This is a genomic window from Pandoraea soli, assembly GCF_902459595.1.
GTDB lineage: Bacteria > Pseudomonadota > Gammaproteobacteria > Burkholderiales > Burkholderiaceae > Pandoraea > Pandoraea cepalis.
Genome location: NZ_CABPSG010000001.1, coordinates 836131 through 857015, shown reverse-complemented (window position 1 = coordinate 857015; position 20885 = coordinate 836131). Strand labels below are relative to the sequence as shown.

The following is a 20885-nucleotide window of genomic DNA, read 5'->3' as shown; positions in this document are numbered from 1 at the left end:
TCATGGCGGGCGTCGTTTTTTTTGCGGCGCCTCCCGCAGCGCGACAGGCATTGCGCCGACCTCTCAGAACGATCATGACATCGACGTCCGAACTCTCTCCTGCGTTGCCTTCCGAGCGTGTGTTGCTGGGCATTCTCGGCCTGTTCATGATGATCGCGCCCGCCTCCACGGACATGTATTTGCCGGGACTCGTGACGTTGCGCCACGAACTGGGTGCGAGTGTCGCGACCACGCAGCTCACGCTCTCCTACTTCTTCCTGGGGTTCGCCTTCGGGCAGCTCCTGTGGGGTCCGCTCGCGGACCGCTTTGGGCGTCGTCGGCCGATGGCGGCGGGGATCGCACTGTACATCTTCGGCAGCATCGGCTGTGCGTTTGCCGACACCATCGATCACATGATGGTGTGGCGCTTCGTGCAGGCGCTCGGCGGATGCGCCATGCCCGTGATTGCACAAGCCATCGTGCGTGACGTCTACGGGCCGCGCCACAGTGCGCGCGCCTTTTCGATCATGCTGCTGGTGATGAGCGTTGCACCGATCGTGGCGCCGCTCGTTGGCGGACAGATGCTGCGCGTCACGACGTGGCGCGCGATCTTCGGCATTCTCGCGGTGTTCGGCGCGGTGGCGATGCTGGCCTTGTGGCGTTTGCCGGAGACCGGGGCGGTGCACGCGCGTCAGTCGGGTGGACCGCGTGCCGTCCTGATGTCCTATTGGCATCTGTTGCGCGACCCGCATTTCGTCGGCTACATGCTGGCGGGCGGCGCGGTCTTTGGCGCGTCGTTCACCTACATTACGGGCACGCCGCTGGTGTACATGGAGTACTTCCATGTGTCGCCGCAGTTTTTCGGGGTGCTCTTCGGCATCAATATCGTCGGCATGGCGGCGATGACCATGTTCAACTCGCGCCGTGTGGGGCAGTTGGGCGCAGATCGCCTGATGCGTGCCGGCATTGTGGGCTGTGCGATCGTCACGACCGTGTTGTGCGCGAGCGCGTGGCTGGGGGGCGCGCGGCTGCCGATGATGGTGGCGCTATTGTTTCTGTTCATGTCGCTGCGCGGCATCATCACGGCGAATTCGGTGGCGGGGGCGCTCGCCAATCACCCGACGCGCGCCGGCGCAGCGGCGGCGCTCGTGGGCAGTGTGCAGTATGGTTTCGGCTTCGCGGCGGGTGGGCTGCTCGGCGTGCTCAACGACGGCTCGCCGCGTCCGCTCGCAACGGTCATGTGCGGTTTTGCATGGCTCGCGCTCGTCGCGCTGCTGGCGATGCTGCGCAAGCCGCGGCACGCCCACTGAACCCACCGAGCGCGCCGGGCGCCGACGCGGCGACCTACAACGCCAGCACCAGCGATTTGCCGCAGGCGCGCGAGCAGCACGACATCATCTTCGTGTTCGCGTCGCGCTCGGCGCGCGTGAGCACCACGTCGCGGTGATCCACGTCGCCCTCCAGCACCTGCACCTCGCAGGAACCGCACAGCCCTTCCTCGCAGTCGCTCTGTACGTCGATGTTCGCCGCACGCAGCGCCGCGAGCAGCGTCTGATCGGCCGGCACCGTCACCGTAATGCCGGAATCCTTGAGCGTGACGTCGAATGCATGCTCCTTCGCGGGATCGAGCGTGCCCAGTTGCGACTGGAAGTGTTCGACGCGCAGCGTGTCGTCCGGCCAGGGCGCACAGCACTGTGCGAGGGCGTCGAGCATCCGTAGCGGGCCGCAGGCATACACTTGTGTGCCGTCTCGCGGCGTGGCGAGCAGGCGGGCGTAGTCGGCGCGCTGGCCCTCGTCTTTCACCCACAGATGCAAACGCTCGCCATGCAGCGCGAGCAGTTCGTCGATCAGCGCCATCGTGTGGCGGCTGCGGCCGCTGTAATGGATCTCGTAGTCGATACCCAAGGCCTTCGCGCGACGCGCCATGGCGGCAATCGGCGTCACGCCAATGCCGCCCGCAACGAAGATGGCACGACGCGTCGTTTCATCGAGCCGGAAGTGATTGCGCGGACCGCGAATGCGCAGGCGGTCGCCGGCTTTCACTTGCGTATGAACCCAGTGCGAACCGCCACGGCCTTGCGGTTCATGCAGGACGGCGATTTCCAGCGCGCCGGCGTCGGCCGGATCGCCGCACAGCGAATACTGACGCGACAGCCCCGTGTCGCCGCACTCGATGTCGATGTGCGAGCCCGGGGCCCAGCGCGGCATGGCGCGGCCGTCCGGGGCGACGAGGCGTAGCTTCACGATGCCGTCGGCCACCGGCACCACAGACTCGACCACGACCGGACGCGTCACGCTGTGTCCCGAGGGTTCGCCAATGCGCACGGGCGAGTGACGCGTCAGCACGGCGGGGTCGCGGCGCTCGGGGTTCTGCGCCGGATCCCACTCGACCCAGACATGCTCCGGGCCGCGGAACGAGGTGTTCGGCACATAAGTGAAGGTCTGCTCTGCCAGCGTCATGTGCGGCAGCCGGCGCGTGAATTCTTCGAGGAAGATCTGCATTTCCATGCGGGCGAGGTTCTTGCCCATGCATTGGTGCGAGCCGTAACCGAACGTCAACTGATCGCTCGCGTTTTCGCGGCGAATGTCGAACAGGTCGGCGTCGGCGAAGTGCGCTTCATCATGGTTGGCGGACGAGGTCACGATCAGCAGCTTCGCACCCGCGGCGATGTCGATGCCGCCAATGTTGACGTCCCGAGTGACCAGCCGGCGCCATGCGGCGACCGAGCCGTTATGACGCAGACACTCTTCGACGGCGTTCGGAATCAGCGATGGGTCGTCGCAGATCTCGCGCCAGACGTCCGGATGCTGGAGCAGCAGCTTCATGGCGTTCGCGGTGGCGTTGGCCGTCGTCTCGTGCGCGGCCACGATGCCCGCCATCATCATCGAATGCAGATACGAATCGGTGACGACGTCGGGATAATCCTTTTGCTTGCGAATGCCGTACTGCATCCAGCCCGACCCCTCGGGGTGCTGACGCATCTTGTCGAGAATCTTGCCCGCCAGTTGCCAGAAATTGCCTACGGCGTGGGCCACGGCCACCTGCTCTTCGGGCTTGGGGCGTCCCCACGTGTTGACCGTGTGCGCGATGGAATACTCGCGCAGCTTGTCCATGTCTTCCTCCGGCACGCCGAGGAAGTGCAGCGCCACCGTGAGCGGCACTTCCCACAGCATCTGGTCGACGAGATCGGCGCGGCCGTCGTTGATGAAGCGATCCACGTAGTCGCGTGCGAGTTGGCGCACCAGCGGCTCGTGATGCTTGAGATGCTCGGGCGTGAACGGCTCCATCAACACGCGACGACGCGGCATGTGGGCGGGTTCGTCTTCGTTCACCAGCGTGCGGTTGAGCGCGAAGCCGTAGGAGGCCAGCACGGCATTCGCTTCCGGTCCGGTCGGCGTGATCTTTTCAAGCGCAATCGACGGGCTGAACGTGAGGTTGTCGCGGAAGATCGCCTTGATGTCGTCGTAGCGCGTGACAACCCAGTAGCCGAGCTTCGGGCTGTAGAACACCGGCTCTTGCTCGCGCGCCCAGCGCACATACTCGGGCGGGTCTTGCTGGTAACCGTCTTCGAACGGGTTAAAGTCCGCGGCACGGGCGCTCACCGGGCAGCCGTTGGGGGCTGTGGCGGCAGGCGTCTGATGAAAAGGGCAGCCGCCGGCGGCGGCCGTGTCGGAGGTGGGGGCAATCGGTTGGCTCATCCGTTCACGCTCTCTGGGTACGGTGTGACGGGCGCCGCGTTGGGCTCGCGACGACACGCGCAATATAGAACAAGTGTAGAGGAGCGATCACGCGATCGGGCGGTGCGCCTCTCCTCCCTGGAATTTATTAAGCGTAAATATAATACGCATTGCGTAATTTGGTGGACTGGGGTTAACCTCTAGCCTCGCCGATGCCGGACAATATCGCTTTGCATCATAAAATCTCGGCGATGACGACAAGCAAACGACCCACCGCAGGCCTTCCGCGCAGCGCCGATACGCCTTCGCGCGTTGATGCCCCCCATGACGACGATGTCACCGACGCACCGCGCGAGCGCGGGCGCCGTCAACGCGTGCAATCGGCCGAGACCGGCATGGTCGTGCTCAAGGGGCTGGCCCGGCTGGGCGGTCGCGCGAGCCTGACCGCACTCGCCCAGCATGTGCAGCAAAGTCCGGCCAAAGTGCACCGGTATCTGATGAGTCTCGTGGAGGAGGGCCTCGTCGCGCAGGACACCGACTCACAGCACTATCATCTCGGACTCGAAGCGATGCTCATCGGCGTGGCCGCCATGCGGCAGGCCGACCCGGTGCGTGCGGCCGAACCGGCGCTCGTGCGCTTGCGCGAAGCCTTCGATGTCACCTGCTTCATCGCCGTCATGGGCAACAAGGGACCGACCATCGTGCGTTTCGAGGAGCCGGGCCTGCCCGTGACGATCAACGTGCGCATCGGGTCGGTAATGTCGATGCTCTGGTCGGCCGCCGGCCGTGTTTTTCTCGGATGCCTGGACGATCCGCAAGTGATGGCGATGGCCGAAGCCGAGTTGGCCCATGCCTCGCCGGAGCAACGCGCACAGCTCGATGCGTCCGATCCCATCGGCGCGCTGCGTGCCGAGGTGCGCGCCGCGCAGGGGGCAAGCGTTCGCGACACCAACCTGACGGGGATCAGCGCGCTGGCCGCGCCGGTCTTCAACTACGACGGCCGCTTGGTCGGTGTCGTCACGGCGCTGGGTGCCACGGGCGGGTTCGACGCGCGCATGGACGGCCCGATTGGTGAGGCGGTGCGCCGCGAAGCCTTGTCCGCAAGCCATGCGCTGGGCTATCGTCCGCCGCTGCCGGCCGGCGCCTGACAGAGCGGCGTTTCGCAGAACTGACTATCGGTTTCTGGATTCGGGACGGCGAGTGTCGATAAGGGCCCCAATGCAAAGGCGATTGGCGTGAATTTGCGCTATTCTGACCCGCTGTTTTTCACCGTCATCGACTTCCTGGAGGAGACGCCCATGCGTCGTCGCTCGCGCCGTATTTTCGCTGCCGTTCTGACGGCCCTGTCGCTGCCGATGTTGCCGCTCGCCGCACATGCCAAGGCGCTCACGGTGTGCACCGAAGCCAGCCCCGAAGGCTTCGACGTCGTGCGCTACAACTCGCTGACGACGACCAATGCGTCGGCCGACCCGGTGTTCAATCGCCTGGTCGAGTTCGATGCGTCGCAACGCAAGGTCGTGCCCAGCCTGGCGACCCAGTGGAGCGTCAGCCCCGACGGCCTGACCTACACGTTCACGCTGCGCCCGAACGTGAGCTTCCACAGCAACAGCCTGTTCAAGCCGACGCGCGCGTTCAATGCCAACGACGTCGTCTTCACGTTCGAGCGCATGCTCGACGACAAGGCGCCGTGGCACAAGCTCACGCCGTCGGGCTTCCCGCATGCGCAATCGCTTTCGCTGGGCAAGCTGATCAAATCGGTGCAGAAGGTCGACGACCACACCGTTCGCTTCACGCTGTCCGAGCCCGATGCCGTGTTCCTGTCGATGCTCTCGATGGGCTTCGCGTCGATCTATTCGGCCGAGTACGCCGACAAGCTCATCGCGATCAACAAGCCGGGCGAGATGAACGCGCGGCCCATCGGCACGGGCCCGTTTGTCTTCCGTAGCTATCAGAAGGACAGCGTCGTGCGGTACGACGCCAACAAATCGTACTTCGGCGGCGCGCCGGCCTCGGATCGTCTCATCTACACAATTGTGCCGGACGCAGCCGTGCGCGCGCAGAAGGTGAAGGTGGGCGAGTGCCAGATCGCGCTCTCGCCCAAACCGGTCAACGTGCAGGCGGCGCGCAGCGACAAGGCGCTCCGGGTGGTCGAGACACCGGCATTCATGACGGCGTTCGTCGCGATCAATACCCAGCACAAGCCGCTCGACGATAAGCGAGTCCGTCAGGCGCTGAACATGGCGTTCGACCGCGCGAACTACGTCAAGCAGGTGTTCGAAGGGGCTGCAACGCCAGCCACCAATGTGTATCCGCCCAACACGTGGAGCTTCGCGAGGAATGTGGCCGCGTATCCGCTGGACATCGCCAAAGCGAAGAAGCTGCTCGCCGATGCGGGCTTCCCGCAAGGGTTCGAGACGACGATCTGGACGCGCCCGACGGGCAGTCTGTTGAACCCGAACCCGCGTCTGAGCGCCGAGATGCTGCAAAGCGATCTCGCCAGGATTGGTGTTCGGGCGCGGATCAAGACCGTGGAGTGGGGCGAGCTGATTCGTCGCGGCAAGGCGGGAGAACATGATTTGCTCTTCATGGGCTGGTCGGGTGACAACGGCGACCCCGATAACTTTCTGACGCCGCAGTTCAGTTGCGCGGCCGTGCAATCAGGCACCAATTTCGCGCGCTTTTGCGACAAAGACCTTGACCAGTTGATCAGCGAAGGCAAACGCTCTCATGACCTCGCCGCGCGAACCGTGAAGTATCAGGTCGCGCAGCGCATGATCAAGGACGATGCGCTCTGGATTCCATTGGCGCACCCGATTGCAGCGGTCATCACGCGCGCGGACGTGACCGGATACGAAGTGAGTCCGTTCGGCCGTCAGGACTTCTCCACCGTGCAAGTCAAGTAAGCCCCGCGCCAACGGGTCGACCATGCCCGCCGGCGGGGCATGGTCGAGCGTCGGTCCTTAATGGCATTGTCGCGACATCCCCCCTCTGGCGAGCGCTCTGCTTCGCCAAACTGCACATCTGAAACCTTTCTGAATCCCGCCATGCAGCGTTGCGCGGCATCCGGGCGTTCGGCGACGCGAGCCGCTCATCATGCGCGCCTCTTGCACCGCTCAACCTTGCCTCATGAACCGATCGTCCGTGTGGTGGATTGCCGCAGTGGTGGGGCGTGTTGTAGGCGTTTCAGGAAAGATACGTTTTCAGCACACCCCTTCATGATGTCTCGTAAGTTGAGGTATTAGTTTGTTTTAAATCAAATGGTTACAGTGATTGGCACGGAAATCGCGTATGTAAATCGCGTATGGCGAAGCGCCAACCCGAACTTCCAGCAGGCCGTTGGCGAGGTACTCCTGTGCTTGCGTGCAGGGGACGGCCAGCTATTGCCCGCGATTTTCGCTGACGTGCTCACGCCGTAACGCAGCCTTTGTTGGCCGAGGGGGGCGTGTTTCGAAGTGAGTGTGCGCGGGGAGGGAACCATGAACGGGTTCAAGGCGACTTTGGTGACGGCAGCCGCAGCGGTTGTGCTGTGCGGCATTTCTATCAATGCATTACATGCGGCGGGAGGCGGTGGGCACGGTGGTGGCGGTGGCATGGGCTTTGGTGGCGGCAGTAGCGGCGGGCTGGGTGCCTTTGGTGGCCCCGGAGGATTTGGGAATGGCTTTGGCGCCGGTGCCGGCATAGGTGGCGCCGGCGGCTGCGGTTGCGGCGGTCACAGTGGCGGAGGCGGTGGGCCCGGCGGTGGCGGAGGCGGTGGACCCGGCGGTGGCGGCGGCGGCGGTAACGCCCCCGGCGGCAGCGCCGGCGCCAGCAGCGGCGGCGGCGTGGGGGCTTCCGGACCGGGCGGTCGTGGCATCGGTGGCGCGGCTGGCGGTAACGGACTTGCCGCATTCGGCGGCCCCAGCGGTTTCGGCGGTGGCGGTGGATGTTCGATGAACGGATTGAATGGTGAGGAGACGTGCCCCTGAGTCAGTCGGGCGCTTGCCTGCGGCATTCGCCCCTACCTGCCAACGCGACTTGCAGGTTAATCGTCGGTTCCTGATGCGACCGGCTGACGGTCTCGCCGTCAGCCGTGCCACCCCCCCGGCCCGTAATCAGGCAGTTCTCCCGGCGACACGCCCCTTTGGATGACCGAAGGGGCGTTTTTTCATGCGGCCGATGAATCGACACGCGCGGGGGATATCGAAATGCCGATTGTGTATTTCGCGTAAACCCGCATCTGTGGCAGCATCTTGGGTCCGGGCCGCGAAAGGGCATTGCCGTCCCCCGCGACCGTTGTGGACCCATCGAGTCCACCCCATCGAACAGCGCTCAACAGGCGCCCAATGAGCAATAGGAGAAATCGCACATGCTGTCCCGTCAACTGATTCACGCGTTCCTCGGCGCCACGTTTGCGCTGGCCTCTCTCGGCGCCACGGCCCAGACGGCCGCCAAGCCCCTGAAGGTCGGCACGATGGCCGGCTCGGATGCGCAGATCTTCGAAGTCGTGAAGAAGGTCGCCCATCAGCGCGGCCTCGACATCAAGATCATCGAGTTCAGTGACTACGCACAGCCGAACGCCGCGCTCGACGCGGGCGATCTGGACGCCAACGGCTTCCAGCACAAGCCCTTCCTCGACAGTCAGGTCAAGGATCGCGGCTACAAGATCGTGAGCGCCGGTCTCACGTACGTCTCGCCGCTGGGCTACTACTCGAAGAAGTACAAGTCGCTGAAGGATCTGCCGAATGGCGCCAAGGTCGGCATTCAGAACGACCCGTCCAACGGCAACCGCGCGTTGCTCCTGCTGCAGAAGGAAGGCCTGATCAAGCTGCGCGCCGGTGCCGGCGTCAACGGCAAGAACGCGACCCCGCTGGACATCGCCGAGAACCCGAAGAAGCTGAAGATCGTGGAACTGGAAGCGGCGCAATTGCCGCGCGCGCTGCCGGATCTGGACGCCGCCTCGATCAACACCAACTTTGCCGCGCAAGCCGGTCTCGTGCCGAAGCGCGACGCGATCGCCATCGAAGATCTGAAGGGGCCTTACGCCAACCTGATTGCCGTGCGCGCACAAGACCTGAACAAGCCGTGGGTCAAGCAACTGGTCGACGCTTACCACTCCGACGAAGTGAAGGCATTCATCGAGACGCAATTCAAGGGCGCGCTGATTCCGACGTGGTAATCGTCGGCGTTCCGTTCGATGCGCATCGAGCGCGTCGTTCGTCGCAGGCCATGAACCGGGGTTTCGACCCCGGTTTTTTTATGTCGTCACGACGGACATATGGCAACGCAGGCATGACATCGTTTGACTAGAATGGAAACTGAGATTCGGACCGACGGGAGGTCGCCATGTCCATGCTCAACCTTTCGATGATGCTTGTGGCGCTGCTTGTCGGCTTCGCCATCGGCATGTTCTTCGACCATTTCTGGGTAACGCATCACGACGAGCCGTCCCAGCACAGGCGCTTGGACTGGCATGAGATGTGGGACCGCATCCGTCACCAGCACTGACGGGCGGGCCATACCTGAAGCGCAAGCCTCAGCCGTCGGCGTTCTCGCGCAATTTGCGCCAGAGCGTGGAGCGGCTGATGCCCAGTGCCTCGCAAGTGGCGCCGCGGTCGCCACCGCACGCCGCCAACGTGGCGTGAATACGGGCAAGGTCTTCGGCTGCGCGACGGGCACGGCCTGTCAGCGGCGTTGAGGGTGATGTTTCGACGCCCACGCCGGGGATGCGGGCGCGATGGGTGTCGTGCGCGCCAAATTCGCGACCGTTGTTCGTGCTGATGACATCGGGCGGCATCGGCGAGCCCAGCCCATCGGTCATCGCCCCCAACTCCGGGGCAATCTCGACCAACCTTGCACGGCTGATCTCGTGCGCGTCGACGACATCCGCGCATACGACGGCAATGCGTTCCAGCAGGTTTTCCAGTTCGCGCACATTGCCTGGCCAGCGATAGGTCGCGAGCAGCGGCATGAGCGCCGCCTGCAACGCATCGACGCTCATGCGCGCCCCCGCGCGGGCGAGTGCGCGTTCGAGAAAGAGGGGGGTGAGGCGCGGCAAGTCCTCCATGCGTTCGCGCAGTGCCGGCAGCACCATGCGCAGGATGTTGAGCCGGTAGTACAAGTCTTCGCGGAATCCCCCGACGGCCACCCGCTGGCGAAGATCGCGGTGAGTGGCCGCGATCACGCGCACGTCGCAGGGCACGGGTTCGGTCGCGCCAAGTCGCAGCACCTCGCGCTCCTGCAGCACCCGCAACAGACGCGTTTGCAGCGGCATCGGCATTTCACCGATTTCATCGAGAAAAATGGTGCCGTTGTGCGCCGTCTCGAACAACCCCGCCTTGCCGCCGCGCCTCGCGCCCGAGAAGGCGCCGTCCTCATAGCCGAACAGTTCGCTCTCGAGCAGCGTTTCCGGAAACGCCGCGCAGTTGATGGCGACGAACGGATAATCGCGCCGTCGACTGGCATTGTGAATGCCTTGTGCAAGCAGCTCCTTGCCGGTGCCGCTCTCGCCGTGGACGAGTACGGTCGAGTCGGTCTGGGCGTAGCGGCGTGCCAACGCACGCACCTGCGACATCGCGTCGGAATCGCCGATCAGATCGTCGAGGCGATAGCGCGCCACGAGATGGCGTGGGCGATGGCGCGAGCGAAGCGAGCGATCGACGCGCGCAAACGACTGCGAGTCCTGGCACGTTAGCAGCGCGCCCGTGAGCGTGCCCTGGTCGAGCAAGGGAATGCGATTGATGACCCACGTCTTGCCGGCCATCGAGACAATGGCCTCGAGTTCGGCGCTCGCGCTCTCCAGCGTGCGCGCGATGTCGAGCGCCGGGGCGATGGCATCGAGCGGACGGCCGACCGCATCGGCAACGCTCACGCCGAGCATGCCCGCCATCGGGGCGTTGATCGCTTCGATGCGCCCGTTCAGATCGACGGCCGCGACCCCTTCGTGCAAGTGTCGCAGCACGGTATCGAGCCGCTCGCGGCGTTGCGCTTCGATGCGCCCGAAGCGCGCGACTTCGAGTGCCGTGTCGAACGCGGCGCGCACCGAATCCTGCGAATAGAGAAAGACGCCCGCGAGTCCGGCTCGCTCGGCCAGTTCAGTCACCAGCCCGGGGCCGACGATGACCTCGATGCCTTCGTCGCGCAGCCGGTGCACGAGGTCTTCCGCATCGTGGCGGTCGAAATAGGCGTGTTGCGAGATGTCGAGGTGGAACGCGCTTTTGAAGCGCTCAAATTCTGGCGCGGGGCGGGCATACGACACCAGCGCGATATTCGACGCGGGCGAGGGCGCTGGCCGCGCGCGGCGCGCCCGTGCCAGCGCATGCATCACGTCGAAGCCCGTCACCTTCACGAGCACCACGGGCAGGGCTAGGCGCTCGCGCAGGAAGGCGCCGTTCGAGCCAGCGGCGACAATGCCGTCGACGCTGCCGGCGGGCAGGCGCTCCAACGCTTCGATGACGGCTTCATAGCCTTTGTCGATGATCTGCACCTCGGCCTGCGCCGCGTAGTCCGGCACGATGTCGCGGTACAAATCGCCGAGCTTGCTGATGCCCACGGCCCAGATCACGGGTTTTCGAACGGCGGTGACCGGTTGTGCAAACCCGGCGCGCACGGCGCTCGGAGCCACCGTTGACAAGCGAGCGGGTAACGGGGGGGAGAGATTGGGCATGACCGGACTCGTCGTTAGGTGCGGGCGGGGGCGCAGCGCACGGACGCTCGCCACGGCAGGAGACTGACTCGAATCGTAGCATATTGCAATTAAATGTTTCATTTTGAGTTTCAATATGAAACATCGTGCGACGAATACCCACCGAAAAGCGACGCGTTCGACTTGACGCGCGCGTCACATCCGAGAAGAATTTCCGCTGCGAAATGAACGTCTTAGCGACGCGACGGCGCGGTTTGCGCGCGTCCGGATAGCGGGCTGGCACGGCCATTGCTAAGTACCTTGCCATCACTCAACCCATGTGCGATTTGGCAGCTTCCACCGCCGGCCGCACACGACACGATCGAGGCACTCACGTGACGCAAACCCATCGTTCGGCCGGCGCCGCTTTTCGCGAGGCCGTCAAGACCGAGCAACCTTTGCAGGTTGTCGGCGCCATTAACGCGAACCACGCCTTGCTGGCCAAGGCGGCTGGTTTCAAGGCGATTTATCTGTCTGGCGGCGGTGTCGCGGCGGGGTCGCTCGGCCTGCCCGATCTGGGCATCTCCACGCTCGACGACGTGCTCACCGACGTGCGCCGCATCACCGACGTATGCGATCTGCCGTTGCTCGTCGACGTCGATACCGGCTTCGGGCCGTCGGCGTTCAACATTGCGCGCACGGTGCAGTCGCTCATCAAGTTTGGCGCGGGCGCCATGCATATCGAGGATCAGGTCGGCGCGAAGCGTTGCGGCCATCGTCCGGGCAAGGCCATTGTGAGCCAGCAGGAGATGGTCGATCGCATCAAGGCGGCGGTCGACGCCCGCACCGACGAGAACTTCGTCATCATGGCGCGCACCGATGCGCTGGCCGTGGAGGGGCTGCAGGGCGCTATCGACCGGGCTTGCGCCTGCGTCGAAGCCGGTGCCGACATGATTTTCCCGGAGGCGATGACCGAGTTGCCAATGTACCGCCAGTTCGCCGATGCCGTGAAAGTGCCGGTGCTCGCGAACATCACGGAGTTCGGCGCGACGCCGCTGTTCACCGTGGAAGAACTCAAGAGTGCGCAGGTCGGTCTCGTGCTGTACCCGCTCTCGGCCTTCCGCGCCATGAACAAGGCGGCGCAGAACGTCTATCAGACGATTCGCCGCGACGGCACGCAAAAGGCTGTGCTCGACACGATGCAAACCCGCGCCGAACTCTATGAGAGCATCGGCTACCACGCTTACGAACAGAAGCTCGACGCGCTGTTCGCCCAACAGAAATAACTGAATCCCTGATCCTGGAGGAATGAGCATGAGCGAGACGACTGCCACCGGCTTCAAGCCAAAGAAATCCGTCGCCCTGTCGGGGGTGACTGCGGGCAACACCGCGCTGTGTACGGTGGGCCGTTCGGGCAACGATCTGCATTACCGCGGCTACGATATTCTGGATCTGGCCCAGACCTCGGAGTTCGAGGAAATCGCGTACCTGCTCGTCTACGGCAAGCTGCCGAGCGTGGCGGAGCTGCGCGGTTACAAGGCCAAGCTCAAAGCGCTGCGCGGCCTGCCGGCCGCCGTCAAGGACGCGCTCGAGACCGTGCCGGCCGCCGCGCATCCGATGGACGTGATGCGCACAGGCGTCTCGGTGCTGGGCACCGTGTTGCCGGAGAAGGACGACCACAACGTGCCGGGCGCGCGCGATATCGCCGACCGTCTGATGGCCAGCTTCGGCTCGATGCTGCTGTACTGGTACCACTTCAGCCACAACGGCGTGCGCATCGATGTGGAGACCGACGACGACAGCATCGGCGGCCACTTCCTGCACCTGCTGCACGGCGAAAAGCCGTCGGACCTGTGGGTGCGCGCCATGCACACGTCGCTGATCCTGTACGCGGAGCATGAATTCAACGCGTCCACGTTCACCGCGCGCGTGATCGCGGGCACGGGCTCGGACATGCACTCCGCCATCACCGGCGCCATTGGAGCCCTGCGCGGCCCGAAGCACGGCGGCGCGAACGAAGTGGCGTTCGAGATTCAGAAGCGCTATGACTCGCCCGACGACGCCGAGGCCGATATCCGTCGCCGCGTCGAGAACAAGGAAGTGATCATCGGCTTCGGTCACCCGGTCTACACCGTGAGCGATCCGCGCAACAAGGTGATCAAGGAAGTCGCGCACGAATTGTCGAAGGATCAGCAGAATACGAAGATGTACGACATTGCCGAGCGTCTGGAATCGGTGATGTGGGACGTCAAGAAGATGTTCCCGAACCTGGACTGGTTCAGCGCCGTGAGCTACCACATGATGGGCGTGCCGACCGCGATGTTCACGCCGCTGTTCGTGATTGCGCGCACGTCGGGCTGGAGCGCCCACGTCATCGAACAGCGCATCGACAACAAGATCATTCGTCCGAGCGCCAATTACACCGGTCCGGAAGACCAGCAATTCGTGCCGATCGACAAGCGCTGAGTTTGCCTGCGTCGGGCCTTCCTTGCCCGGAAGGCCCGGGGCGGCGGCGGTCGCTTCGCCCCTGTCCCGCGCAGGCATCCGGCACGCAGGCGCATCGTCTGCCTACGGGTCACGCTGCCATCCACCGGGCCGATACTTTCCTCACATGATGAATTCCGAATACCGTAAATCCCTGCCCGGGACGTCGCTCGATTACTTCGACGCCCGCGCCGCTGTCGAGGCCATTGCGCCGGGCGCCTACGACACGCTGCCCTACACGTCGCGCGTGCTGGCCGAGAACCTCGTGCGCCGCTGCGATCCGGCGGCACTGACCGACGCCCTCAAGCAACTGATCGAGCGACGCCGCGATCTCGATTTCCCCTGGTTTCCTGCTCGCGTGGTGTGTCACGACATTCTCGGCCAGACCGCGCTGGTCGATCTCGCCGGGCTGCGCGACGCCATCGCGGCGCAAGGCGGCGACCCCGCGCTCGTCAATCCGGTCGTGCCGACGCAACTCGTCGTCGATCACTCGCTCGCCGTCGAGTGCGGCGGCTTCGATCCCGATGCGTTCGCCAAGAACCGCGCCATCGAAGATCGTCGCAATGAAGATCGTTTCGACTTCATCAACTGGACGAAGCATGCGTTTCGCAACGTCGACGTGATTCCGCCGGGCAATGGCATCCTGCACCAGATCAATCTTGAGCGCATGAGCCCGGTGATCCAGGTCTCGGACGGCGTGGCTTATCCGGACACGCTGGTGGGCACCGACTCGCATACGCCGATGGTCGATGCGCTGGGCGTGATCGCCGTCGGTGTGGGCGGTCTGGAAGCCGAGAGCGTGATGCTCGGGCGCGCGTCGTGGATGCGCCTGCCGGATATCGTCGGCGTGGCACTGACGGGCAAGCCGCAGCCGGGGATCACGGCGACCGATATCGTGCTGGCGCTCACCGAATTCCTGCGCAAGGAAAAGGTCGTGTCCGCCTACCTCGAGTTCTATGGCGACGGGGCCGCGAACCTCACGCTGGGCGACCGTGCCACGATCTCGAACATGGCCCCCGAATTCGGCGCCACGGCGGCGATGTTCTACATCGACGCGCAAACGATCAAATATCTGAAACTTACCGGTCGCGAGGATGCGCAGGTCGCGCTGGTCGAGACCTATGCGAAGCAGACCGGCCTCTGGGCCGACACGCTGACGCACGCGCAGTATGAGCGCGTGCTTGCGTTCGATCTGTCGAGCGTGGTGCGCAACATCGCCGGCCCATCGAATCCGCACAAGCGTGTGCCGACGAGTGAGTTGGCCGCGCGCGGCATCAGCGGCAAGGTCGAAAACGAACCGGGCCGGATGCCCGACGGCGCGGTCATCATCGCGGCGATCACGAGTTGCACGAATACCAACAACCCGCGCAACATGATTGCGGCGGGATTGTTCGCGCGCAACGCCAATCGTGCGGGCCTCACGCGCAAGCCGTGGGTGAAGAGTTCGCTCGCCCCGGGGTCGAAGGCCGTCACGCTGTATCTGGAGGCCGCCGGGTTGCTGCCGGAACTGGAGGCCCTCGGCTTCGGCGTGGTGGCGTATGCGTGTACGTCGTGCAACGGCATGTCGGGCGCGCTCGACCCGGTCATCCAGCAGGAGATCATCGAGCGCGACCTCTATGCCACGGCCGTGCTCTCGGGCAACCGTAACTTCGACGGTCGCATTCATCCGTACGCGAAGCAGGCGTTTCTAGCGTCGCCGCCGCTGGTGGTGGCCTATGCCATCGCCGGGACGATCCGTTTCGACATCGAGAAGGATGTGCTGGGGGTCGATGCCAACGGCAAGCCGGTGCGCTTGGCCGACCTTTGGCCGAGCGACGAAGAGATCGACGCGATCATCGAGCGCAGCGTCAAGCCGGAGCAATTCCGTCGCGTCTACGAGCCGATGTTTGCCGCGTCGGTTCAGACGGGCGAGACGGCCGATCCGCTGTACGACTGGCGCGAGATGAGCACCTATATCCGTCGTCCGCCGTATTGGGAAGGGGCGCTCGCGGGTGAGCGTACGTTGCTCGGCATGCGCGCGCTGGCGGTGCTGGGCGACAACATCACGACCGACCACCTCTCGCCGTCGAACGCGATCATGGCCGACAGCGCGGCCGGCGAATACCTCGCGAAGATGGGCCTGCCGGAAGAGGACTTCAATTCGTACGCCACGCACCGCGGCGACCACCTGACAGCGCAGCGCGCCACGTTTGCCAACCCGACGCTCAAGAACGAGATGGTCGTGGTCGACGGGCAGGTCAAGGCGGGGTCGCTCGCGCGTATCGAGCCGGAAGGCAAGATCACCCGCATGTGGGAAGCGATCGAGACGTACATGGCGCGCAAGCAGCCGCTCATCGTCATTGCCGGGGCCGATTACGGCCAGGGTTCGTCGCGCGACTGGGCGGCCAAGGGCGTACGACTGGCGGGCACTGAAGCCATCGTCGCCGAAGGTTTCGAGCGCATTCACCGCACCAATCTGGTCGGCATGGGCGTCTTGCCGCTCGAATTCAAGGCGGGCACGAACCGCAAGACGCTCGGCATCGACGGCAGCGAAACCTTCGACGTGACCGGTGAGCGCACGCCGCGCGCCGATCTCACGCTGGTCATCCATCGTCGCAATGGCGAGCGCGTGGAAGTGCCGGTGACCTGCCGTCTCGATACGGCCGAGGAAGTCTCGATTTACGAGGCGGGCGGGGTGCTGCAGCGCTTCGCACAGGACTTTCTGGAATCGTCACAGGCGGCTGCCTGACCTGCCTGAGGAGAGACGTGATGGCGTATCAGCCACAAATTCGAATTCCCGCCACCTACATGCGTGGCGGCACCAGCAAGGGCGTGTTCTTTCGCCTGCAAGACCTGCCCATCGCCGCACAGGTGCCGGGCGCAGCGCGCGATGCGCTGCTCATGCGCGTGATCGGCAGCCCGGACCCCTACGGCAAGCAGATCGACGGCATGGGCGGGGCGACGTCGAGCACGAGCAAGACGGTCATCATCGCGAAGAGCGAGCGGCCGGAGCACGATGTGGACTATCTGTTCGGGCAGGTGTCGATCGATCAGAAGTTCGTCGACTGGAGCGGCAACTGCGGCAATCTGTCGGCGGCCGTCGGCCCATTCGCGATCAGCGGCGGGCTGGTGGATCCGGCGCGGGTGCCGCGCGATGGCGTCGCCGTCGTGCGTATCTGGCAGGCCAACATCGGCAAGACGATCATCGCGCACGTACCGATGACGGACGGTGTGGTGCAGGAGACGGGGGATTTCGAACTCGACGGCGTGACGTTTCCGGCCGCCGAAGTCCAGCTCGAGTTCCTCGACCCGGCCGCCGAGGACGACGGTGACGGGGGGGCCATGTTCCCGACCGGCAACCTCGTCGACGACCTTGAAGTCCCCGGTGTGGGCACATTCAAGGCGACGATGATCAACGCCGGCATTCCCACTATCTTCCTCAATGCCGAGGACATCGGCTACCGGGGCACGGAGTTGCAGGACGCCATCAACGGCGATCCGAAGGCGCTGGCGATGTTCGAGACGATCCGCGCGCACGGTGCGATCCGCATGGGGCTGATCAAGGACGTCTCGGAAGCCGCGACGCGTCAGCACACGCCGAAGGTCGCGTTCGTGGCGAAGCCGGCGGGTTACACGGCCTCGAGCGGCAAGCAGGTGAACGCGGCCGATGTCGATCTGCTGGTGCGCGCGCTGTCGATGGGCAAGCTGCATCACGCGATGATGGGCACGGCAGCCGTTTGCATTGGTGCGGCAGCGGCGATACCGGGCACGCTCGTCAATCTCGCGGCCGGCGGCGGTGTGCGTGACGCCGTGCGCTTCGGGCATCCGTCGGGCACGTTGCGCGTGGGCGCGCAAGCGACGCAGGAAGGCGGCGAGTGGACGGTCACCAAGGCCCTCATGAGCCGCAGCGCCCGGGTATTGATGGAAGGATGGGTGCGCATTCCTGGCGACGCGTTCTGAGGGCGTGACCTTCGCACCACGATGACGGTGGGGCGGTGAGGCGATTCCGGCGGCCGGCGAGCATTGCGCTCTCCGGCCGCTTATCATGGGAGGTCTCGGCAAGCCGCTTCGTCTTGGCAGGATGGCGGCTTTCGTCCACGTCACAGGAGGCCGCCCATGTCCGCAGGCATCTCGAATGTGCGTCCCGCGCCCGACAAGGTGCTGACCGATATTGTCGACTACGTTCTCACCTATGAGATCCGCAGCGACCTCGCCTTCGAAACCGCTCGCCACTGTCTGATCGACACCCTCGGGTGCGGTTTCGAGGCGCTGTCCTATCCCGCGTGTACCAAGCTGCTCGGCCCCATTGTGCCGGGTACGGTCGTGCCGAACGGGGCAAAGGTTCCCGGCACGCCGTATCAGCTCGACCCGGTGCAGGCGGCGTTCAGCCTGGGCGCGATGATTCGCTGGCTCGACTTCAACGACACGTGGCTGGCGGCCGAATGGGGGCATCCGTCCGACAATCTCGGCGGCATTCTCATGACGGCCGACTGGCTCTCGCGTACGGCGGTGGCGCAGGGGCAGCCGCCGCTGACGATGCGCCATGTGCTCGCCGCAATGATCAAGGCGCATGAAATTCAGGGCTGCCTGGCGCTGGAGAACTCGTTCAATCAGGTCGGACTCGATCACGTGGTGCTGGTGAAAGTCGCGTCGACGGCGGTCGTGGGGGAAATGCTCGGGCTCTCGCGTGATGAGCTGATCAACGCGCTCTCGCTCGCGTTCGTCGACGGGCAGAGCCTGCGCACCTATCGTCACGCGCCGAACACGGGCAGCCGCAAGTCATGGGCGGCGGGCGACGCCACCAGCCGCGCGGTGCGACTGGCCCTCATGGCACGCTCGGGTGAGATGGGCTACCCATCGGTGCTGACCGCCAAGACGTGGGGCTTCTACGACGTTTTGTTCAAAGGCAAGCCGTTCGCGTTCCAGCGGCCGTATAGCGAGTACGTGATGGAGAACGTGCTGTTCAAGATTTCATTCCCGGCGGAGTTCCATGCGCAAACGGCGGCAGAGGCGGCGATGACGCTGCACGCTCAGTTGCAGGCGATGGGACGCGGTGCGCAGGACATCGGGTCGGTGAAGATTCGCACGCATGCGGCGGCGATTCGCATCATCGACAAGCAGGGGCCGCTTGCCAATCCGGCGGACCGCGATCACTGCATCCAGTACATGGTGGCGGTGCCGTTGCTCTTCGGCCGACTGACCGCGGGCGACTATGAGGACGTTGTCGCCGCCGATCCTCGCATCGATGCGCTGCGTGCGAAGATCGTCTGCGAGGAAGACCCGCAATTCACCCGGGATTATCACGATCCCGACAAGCGATCGATTGCCAATGGGCTGACCGTCACCCTGAGCGACGGGACGACGCTCGACGAAGTGCTGGTCGAATATCCCATCGGCCACAAGCGACGCCGTGACGAGGGCATTCCCCTGCTCGTCGAGAAATTCAAGACGAATCTGGCGCGGCGCTTCGCGGCGCGCGCGCAGGCCCGCATTCTCGACGTCGCGCTCGATCAGCAACGACTCGAGGCGATACCGGTGCATCAATTCGTGGATCTGATGGTGTGAGGGCCGGGAGGCGTGCGTCGTACGCGCTGTGTCGTGCTGCGGCGGCGCTTGGGGTGGCCGATGTTTGATTGACGAGCGCGCGCGAGCGGCCCGATGACTGTCGGGCCGTCGCGGCGAGTCGGATTCAGCTCTTGTGGGTGTAACGCAGCCGCGCCATCTGTTCCGCGCTGTCGGCCAGCAGGCCGGCCGCATCGGCAATGGCCTTCTCCAGCGTGGTCGGGCCGAACGTCAGCGAGAAGCATCCCGAGAAAACGCGCGACAGGCTGTCGAGCGCGCTGCGGTCGATGGCGCCCGAGAGCAAAGAGGCCGTTGCCCCGGCCTTGATTGCCACCTGCGCGGCAATCATCGGGGTCTTGCCGGAGAGCGTTTGTCCGTCGCTGCGACCTTCGCCGGTGATGAGCCAGTCGGCGCCTTCCACCGCCTGCGGCAGACCGACACGCTCAGCCACCACTTCTGCGCCGGAACGGAACTTCGCGCCCAGCAGGTGCAGCGCAAAGCCAAGACCGCCCGCCGCGCCCGCGCCTGCGCGGCTGGCCGCTTCGTTGGCGTTGAATGCGCGATGCGCATGGCCGGCGAAATGCGCGATGGCACGGTCGAGCGGCTCGACCTGCGCGTCGCTCACGCCCTTCTGCGGCCCGAAAATCGCCGTGGCGCCTTGCGGGCCGTTGAGCGGATTGTTCACGTCGGACATGGCGATCAGTTCGCAGTCCTTCAGGCGGGCGTCGAGCCCGTTCAGATCGATCGACGCCACGCGATGCAGCGCGGCGGGCACCGGCGGCACCGCTTCGCCCGACGCGTCGAGCAAGCGCGCGCCGAGACCGACGAGCAGGCCGGCCCCCCCATCGTTGGTGCTGCTGCCGCCCAGGCCGATGAGCACACGGCGTGCGCCGGTATCGAGCAGTGCGCGCAGCAGTTCACCCAGGCCGAGCGTCGAGCGCTCGGCCACCGGCGTCTGCATTCCGACCGGGTCGGTAATGCTCACCACGTTGGCGCTTTCCAGCACACCCGTGCCGTCGGGCATGAGGCCATACTCGGCCATGACCGAAGCCTGACCGGCGCCCCGCACGGAGAGCGGCACACGACGTCCACCGGCGGAGAGCAGGGCGTCGAGCGTGCCTTCGCCGCCATCAGCCATCGGACGCAACCGCAGGTCGGCCTGCGGCAGTACCCGCGCAATGCCGGATGCGATGGCGCGCGCCACTTCCGGGGCACTCAGCGAACCTTTGAACGAATCGGGGGCGATGACGATGATTGGGGCTTGCGCATTGCTGGACATGGAAATCGGGACAGTCGCAAAAAGGTATACGGGTTGGCAGGATTCACGTGCGCGTCATGCCTGCGAGTTGTTATCGCTTATGACTTACCGGCCGGACGGTTGATCCTGGGCCCGGTAGACGGGATGGCACGTCGGCTCGCAGCAGGGTGGGGCGCGAGACGATGCGACGCAGTGTGACAGAAACCAGCAATATACGCGATTCGGGCCAGCGCGCATTGCGCGAATTGCCATGCTATGAATAACGCGGGTAAGATGAGCGCCAACTGACCGTGCATCGCCCGAAAGGCCGCGCGGCCCGTGCAAGCCGGCGCCGATGCCTGGCTT

General features: G+C 64.9%; 15 protein-coding genes. 12 read left to right on the top strand and 3 right to left on the bottom strand.

Annotated features, from left to right (window positions below; translation table 11 throughout):
* The first annotated feature begins 74 nt into the window (after positions 1-74).
* Complete coding sequence (locus PSO31014_RS03670) at positions 75-1289, top strand: multidrug effflux MFS transporter (protein WP_174976358.1); 1215 nt, start codon at positions 75-77, stop codon at positions 1287-1289.
* A 34-nt stretch (positions 1290-1323) separates the two neighbouring features.
* Here PSO31014_RS03670 and PSO31014_RS03665 read toward each other — a convergent pair whose 3' ends face one another.
* Positions 1324-3678 carry a cytochrome P450/oxidoreductase gene (locus PSO31014_RS03665; protein ID WP_246176208.1) on the bottom strand — a complete coding sequence of 785 codons (2355 nt, stop codon included), beginning with the start codon at positions 3676-3678 and terminating at the stop codon, positions 1324-1326.
* A gap of 230 nt (positions 3679-3908) precedes the next feature.
* On the opposite strand from PSO31014_RS03665, the gene PSO31014_RS03660 reads away from it, so the two are divergent.
* The 6 genes from PSO31014_RS03660 (at position 3909) to PSO31014_RS22310 (ending at position 9141) form a co-directional block, all read left to right on the top strand.
* The gene (locus tag PSO31014_RS03660; RefSeq protein WP_246176207.1) at positions 3909-4805 is read left to right on the top strand and encodes an IclR family transcriptional regulator; all 897 of its coding nucleotides are present in this window, start codon (positions 3909-3911) and stop codon (positions 4803-4805) included.
* A 150-nt stretch (positions 4806-4955) separates the two neighbouring features.
* Positions 4956-6560 (top strand): ABC transporter substrate-binding protein, encoded by a 1605-nt coding sequence (locus PSO31014_RS03655; protein WP_150550438.1) that lies wholly within the window; start codon positions 4956-4958, stop codon positions 6558-6560.
* Positions 6561-6914: 354 nt separating this feature from the next.
* The gene (locus PSO31014_RS22320; protein ID WP_174976357.1) at positions 6915-7073 is read left to right on the top strand and encodes a hypothetical protein; all 159 of its coding nucleotides are present in this window, start codon (positions 6915-6917) and stop codon (positions 7071-7073) included.
* A gap of 60 nt (positions 7074-7133) precedes the next feature.
* Entirely contained in the window at positions 7134-7622 is a 489-nt protein-coding gene (locus PSO31014_RS22315; protein ID WP_174976316.1) for a hypothetical protein, read from the top strand.
* A gap of 380 nt (positions 7623-8002) precedes the next feature.
* On the top strand, positions 8003-8812 hold the full coding sequence (locus tag PSO31014_RS03645) for a MetQ/NlpA family ABC transporter substrate-binding protein (RefSeq protein ID WP_150550324.1): 810 nt from the start codon (positions 8003-8005) through the stop codon (positions 8810-8812).
* 167 nt (positions 8813-8979) lie between these two features.
* Entirely contained in the window at positions 8980-9141 is a 162-nt protein-coding gene (locus PSO31014_RS22310) for a hypothetical protein (RefSeq protein ID WP_165385323.1), read from the top strand.
* 28 nt (positions 9142-9169) lie between these two features.
* On the opposite strand, the gene prpR is transcribed toward PSO31014_RS22310, so the two are convergent.
* Positions 9170-11299 carry a propionate catabolism operon regulatory protein PrpR gene (gene prpR / locus PSO31014_RS03640; RefSeq protein WP_246176206.1) on the bottom strand — a complete coding sequence of 710 codons (2130 nt, stop codon included), beginning with the start codon at positions 11297-11299 and terminating at the stop codon, positions 9170-9172.
* 353 nt (positions 11300-11652) lie between these two features.
* On the opposite strand from prpR, the gene prpB reads away from it, so the two are divergent.
* The 5 genes from prpB (at position 11653) to PSO31014_RS03615 (ending at position 19285) form a co-directional block, all read left to right on the top strand.
* Positions 11653-12543 carry a methylisocitrate lyase gene (prpB, locus tag PSO31014_RS03635; protein WP_017233380.1) on the top strand — a complete coding sequence of 297 codons (891 nt, stop codon included), beginning with the start codon at positions 11653-11655 and terminating at the stop codon, positions 12541-12543.
* A 28-nt stretch (positions 12544-12571) separates the two neighbouring features.
* Positions 12572-13723, top strand: coding sequence for a bifunctional 2-methylcitrate synthase/citrate synthase (gene prpC, locus PSO31014_RS03630; RefSeq protein ID WP_017233381.1), 1152 nt, complete (start codon positions 12572-12574; stop codon positions 13721-13723).
* 148 nt (positions 13724-13871) lie between these two features.
* A complete protein-coding gene (gene acnD, locus PSO31014_RS03625; RefSeq protein WP_217424906.1) occupies positions 13872-16469 on the top strand; it encodes a Fe/S-dependent 2-methylisocitrate dehydratase AcnD in 2598 nt (865 codons plus the stop codon).
* Positions 16470-16489: 20 nt separating this feature from the next.
* The gene (gene prpF / locus PSO31014_RS03620; protein ID WP_150550322.1) at positions 16490-17680 is read left to right on the top strand and encodes a 2-methylaconitate cis-trans isomerase PrpF; all 1191 of its coding nucleotides are present in this window, start codon (positions 16490-16492) and stop codon (positions 17678-17680) included.
* Between the two features lie 156 nt (positions 17681-17836).
* On the top strand, positions 17837-19285 hold the full coding sequence (locus PSO31014_RS03615; RefSeq protein WP_150550321.1) for a bifunctional 2-methylcitrate dehydratase/aconitate hydratase: 1449 nt from the start codon (positions 17837-17839) through the stop codon (positions 19283-19285).
* A gap of 124 nt (positions 19286-19409) precedes the next feature.
* On the opposite strand, the gene PSO31014_RS03610 is transcribed toward PSO31014_RS03615, so the two are convergent.
* Positions 19410-20561: a glycerate kinase gene (locus PSO31014_RS03610; protein WP_150550320.1), complete on the bottom strand. Its 1152-nt coding sequence runs from the start codon at positions 20559-20561 to the stop codon at positions 19410-19412.
* Positions 20562-20885: the final 324 nt, after the last annotated feature.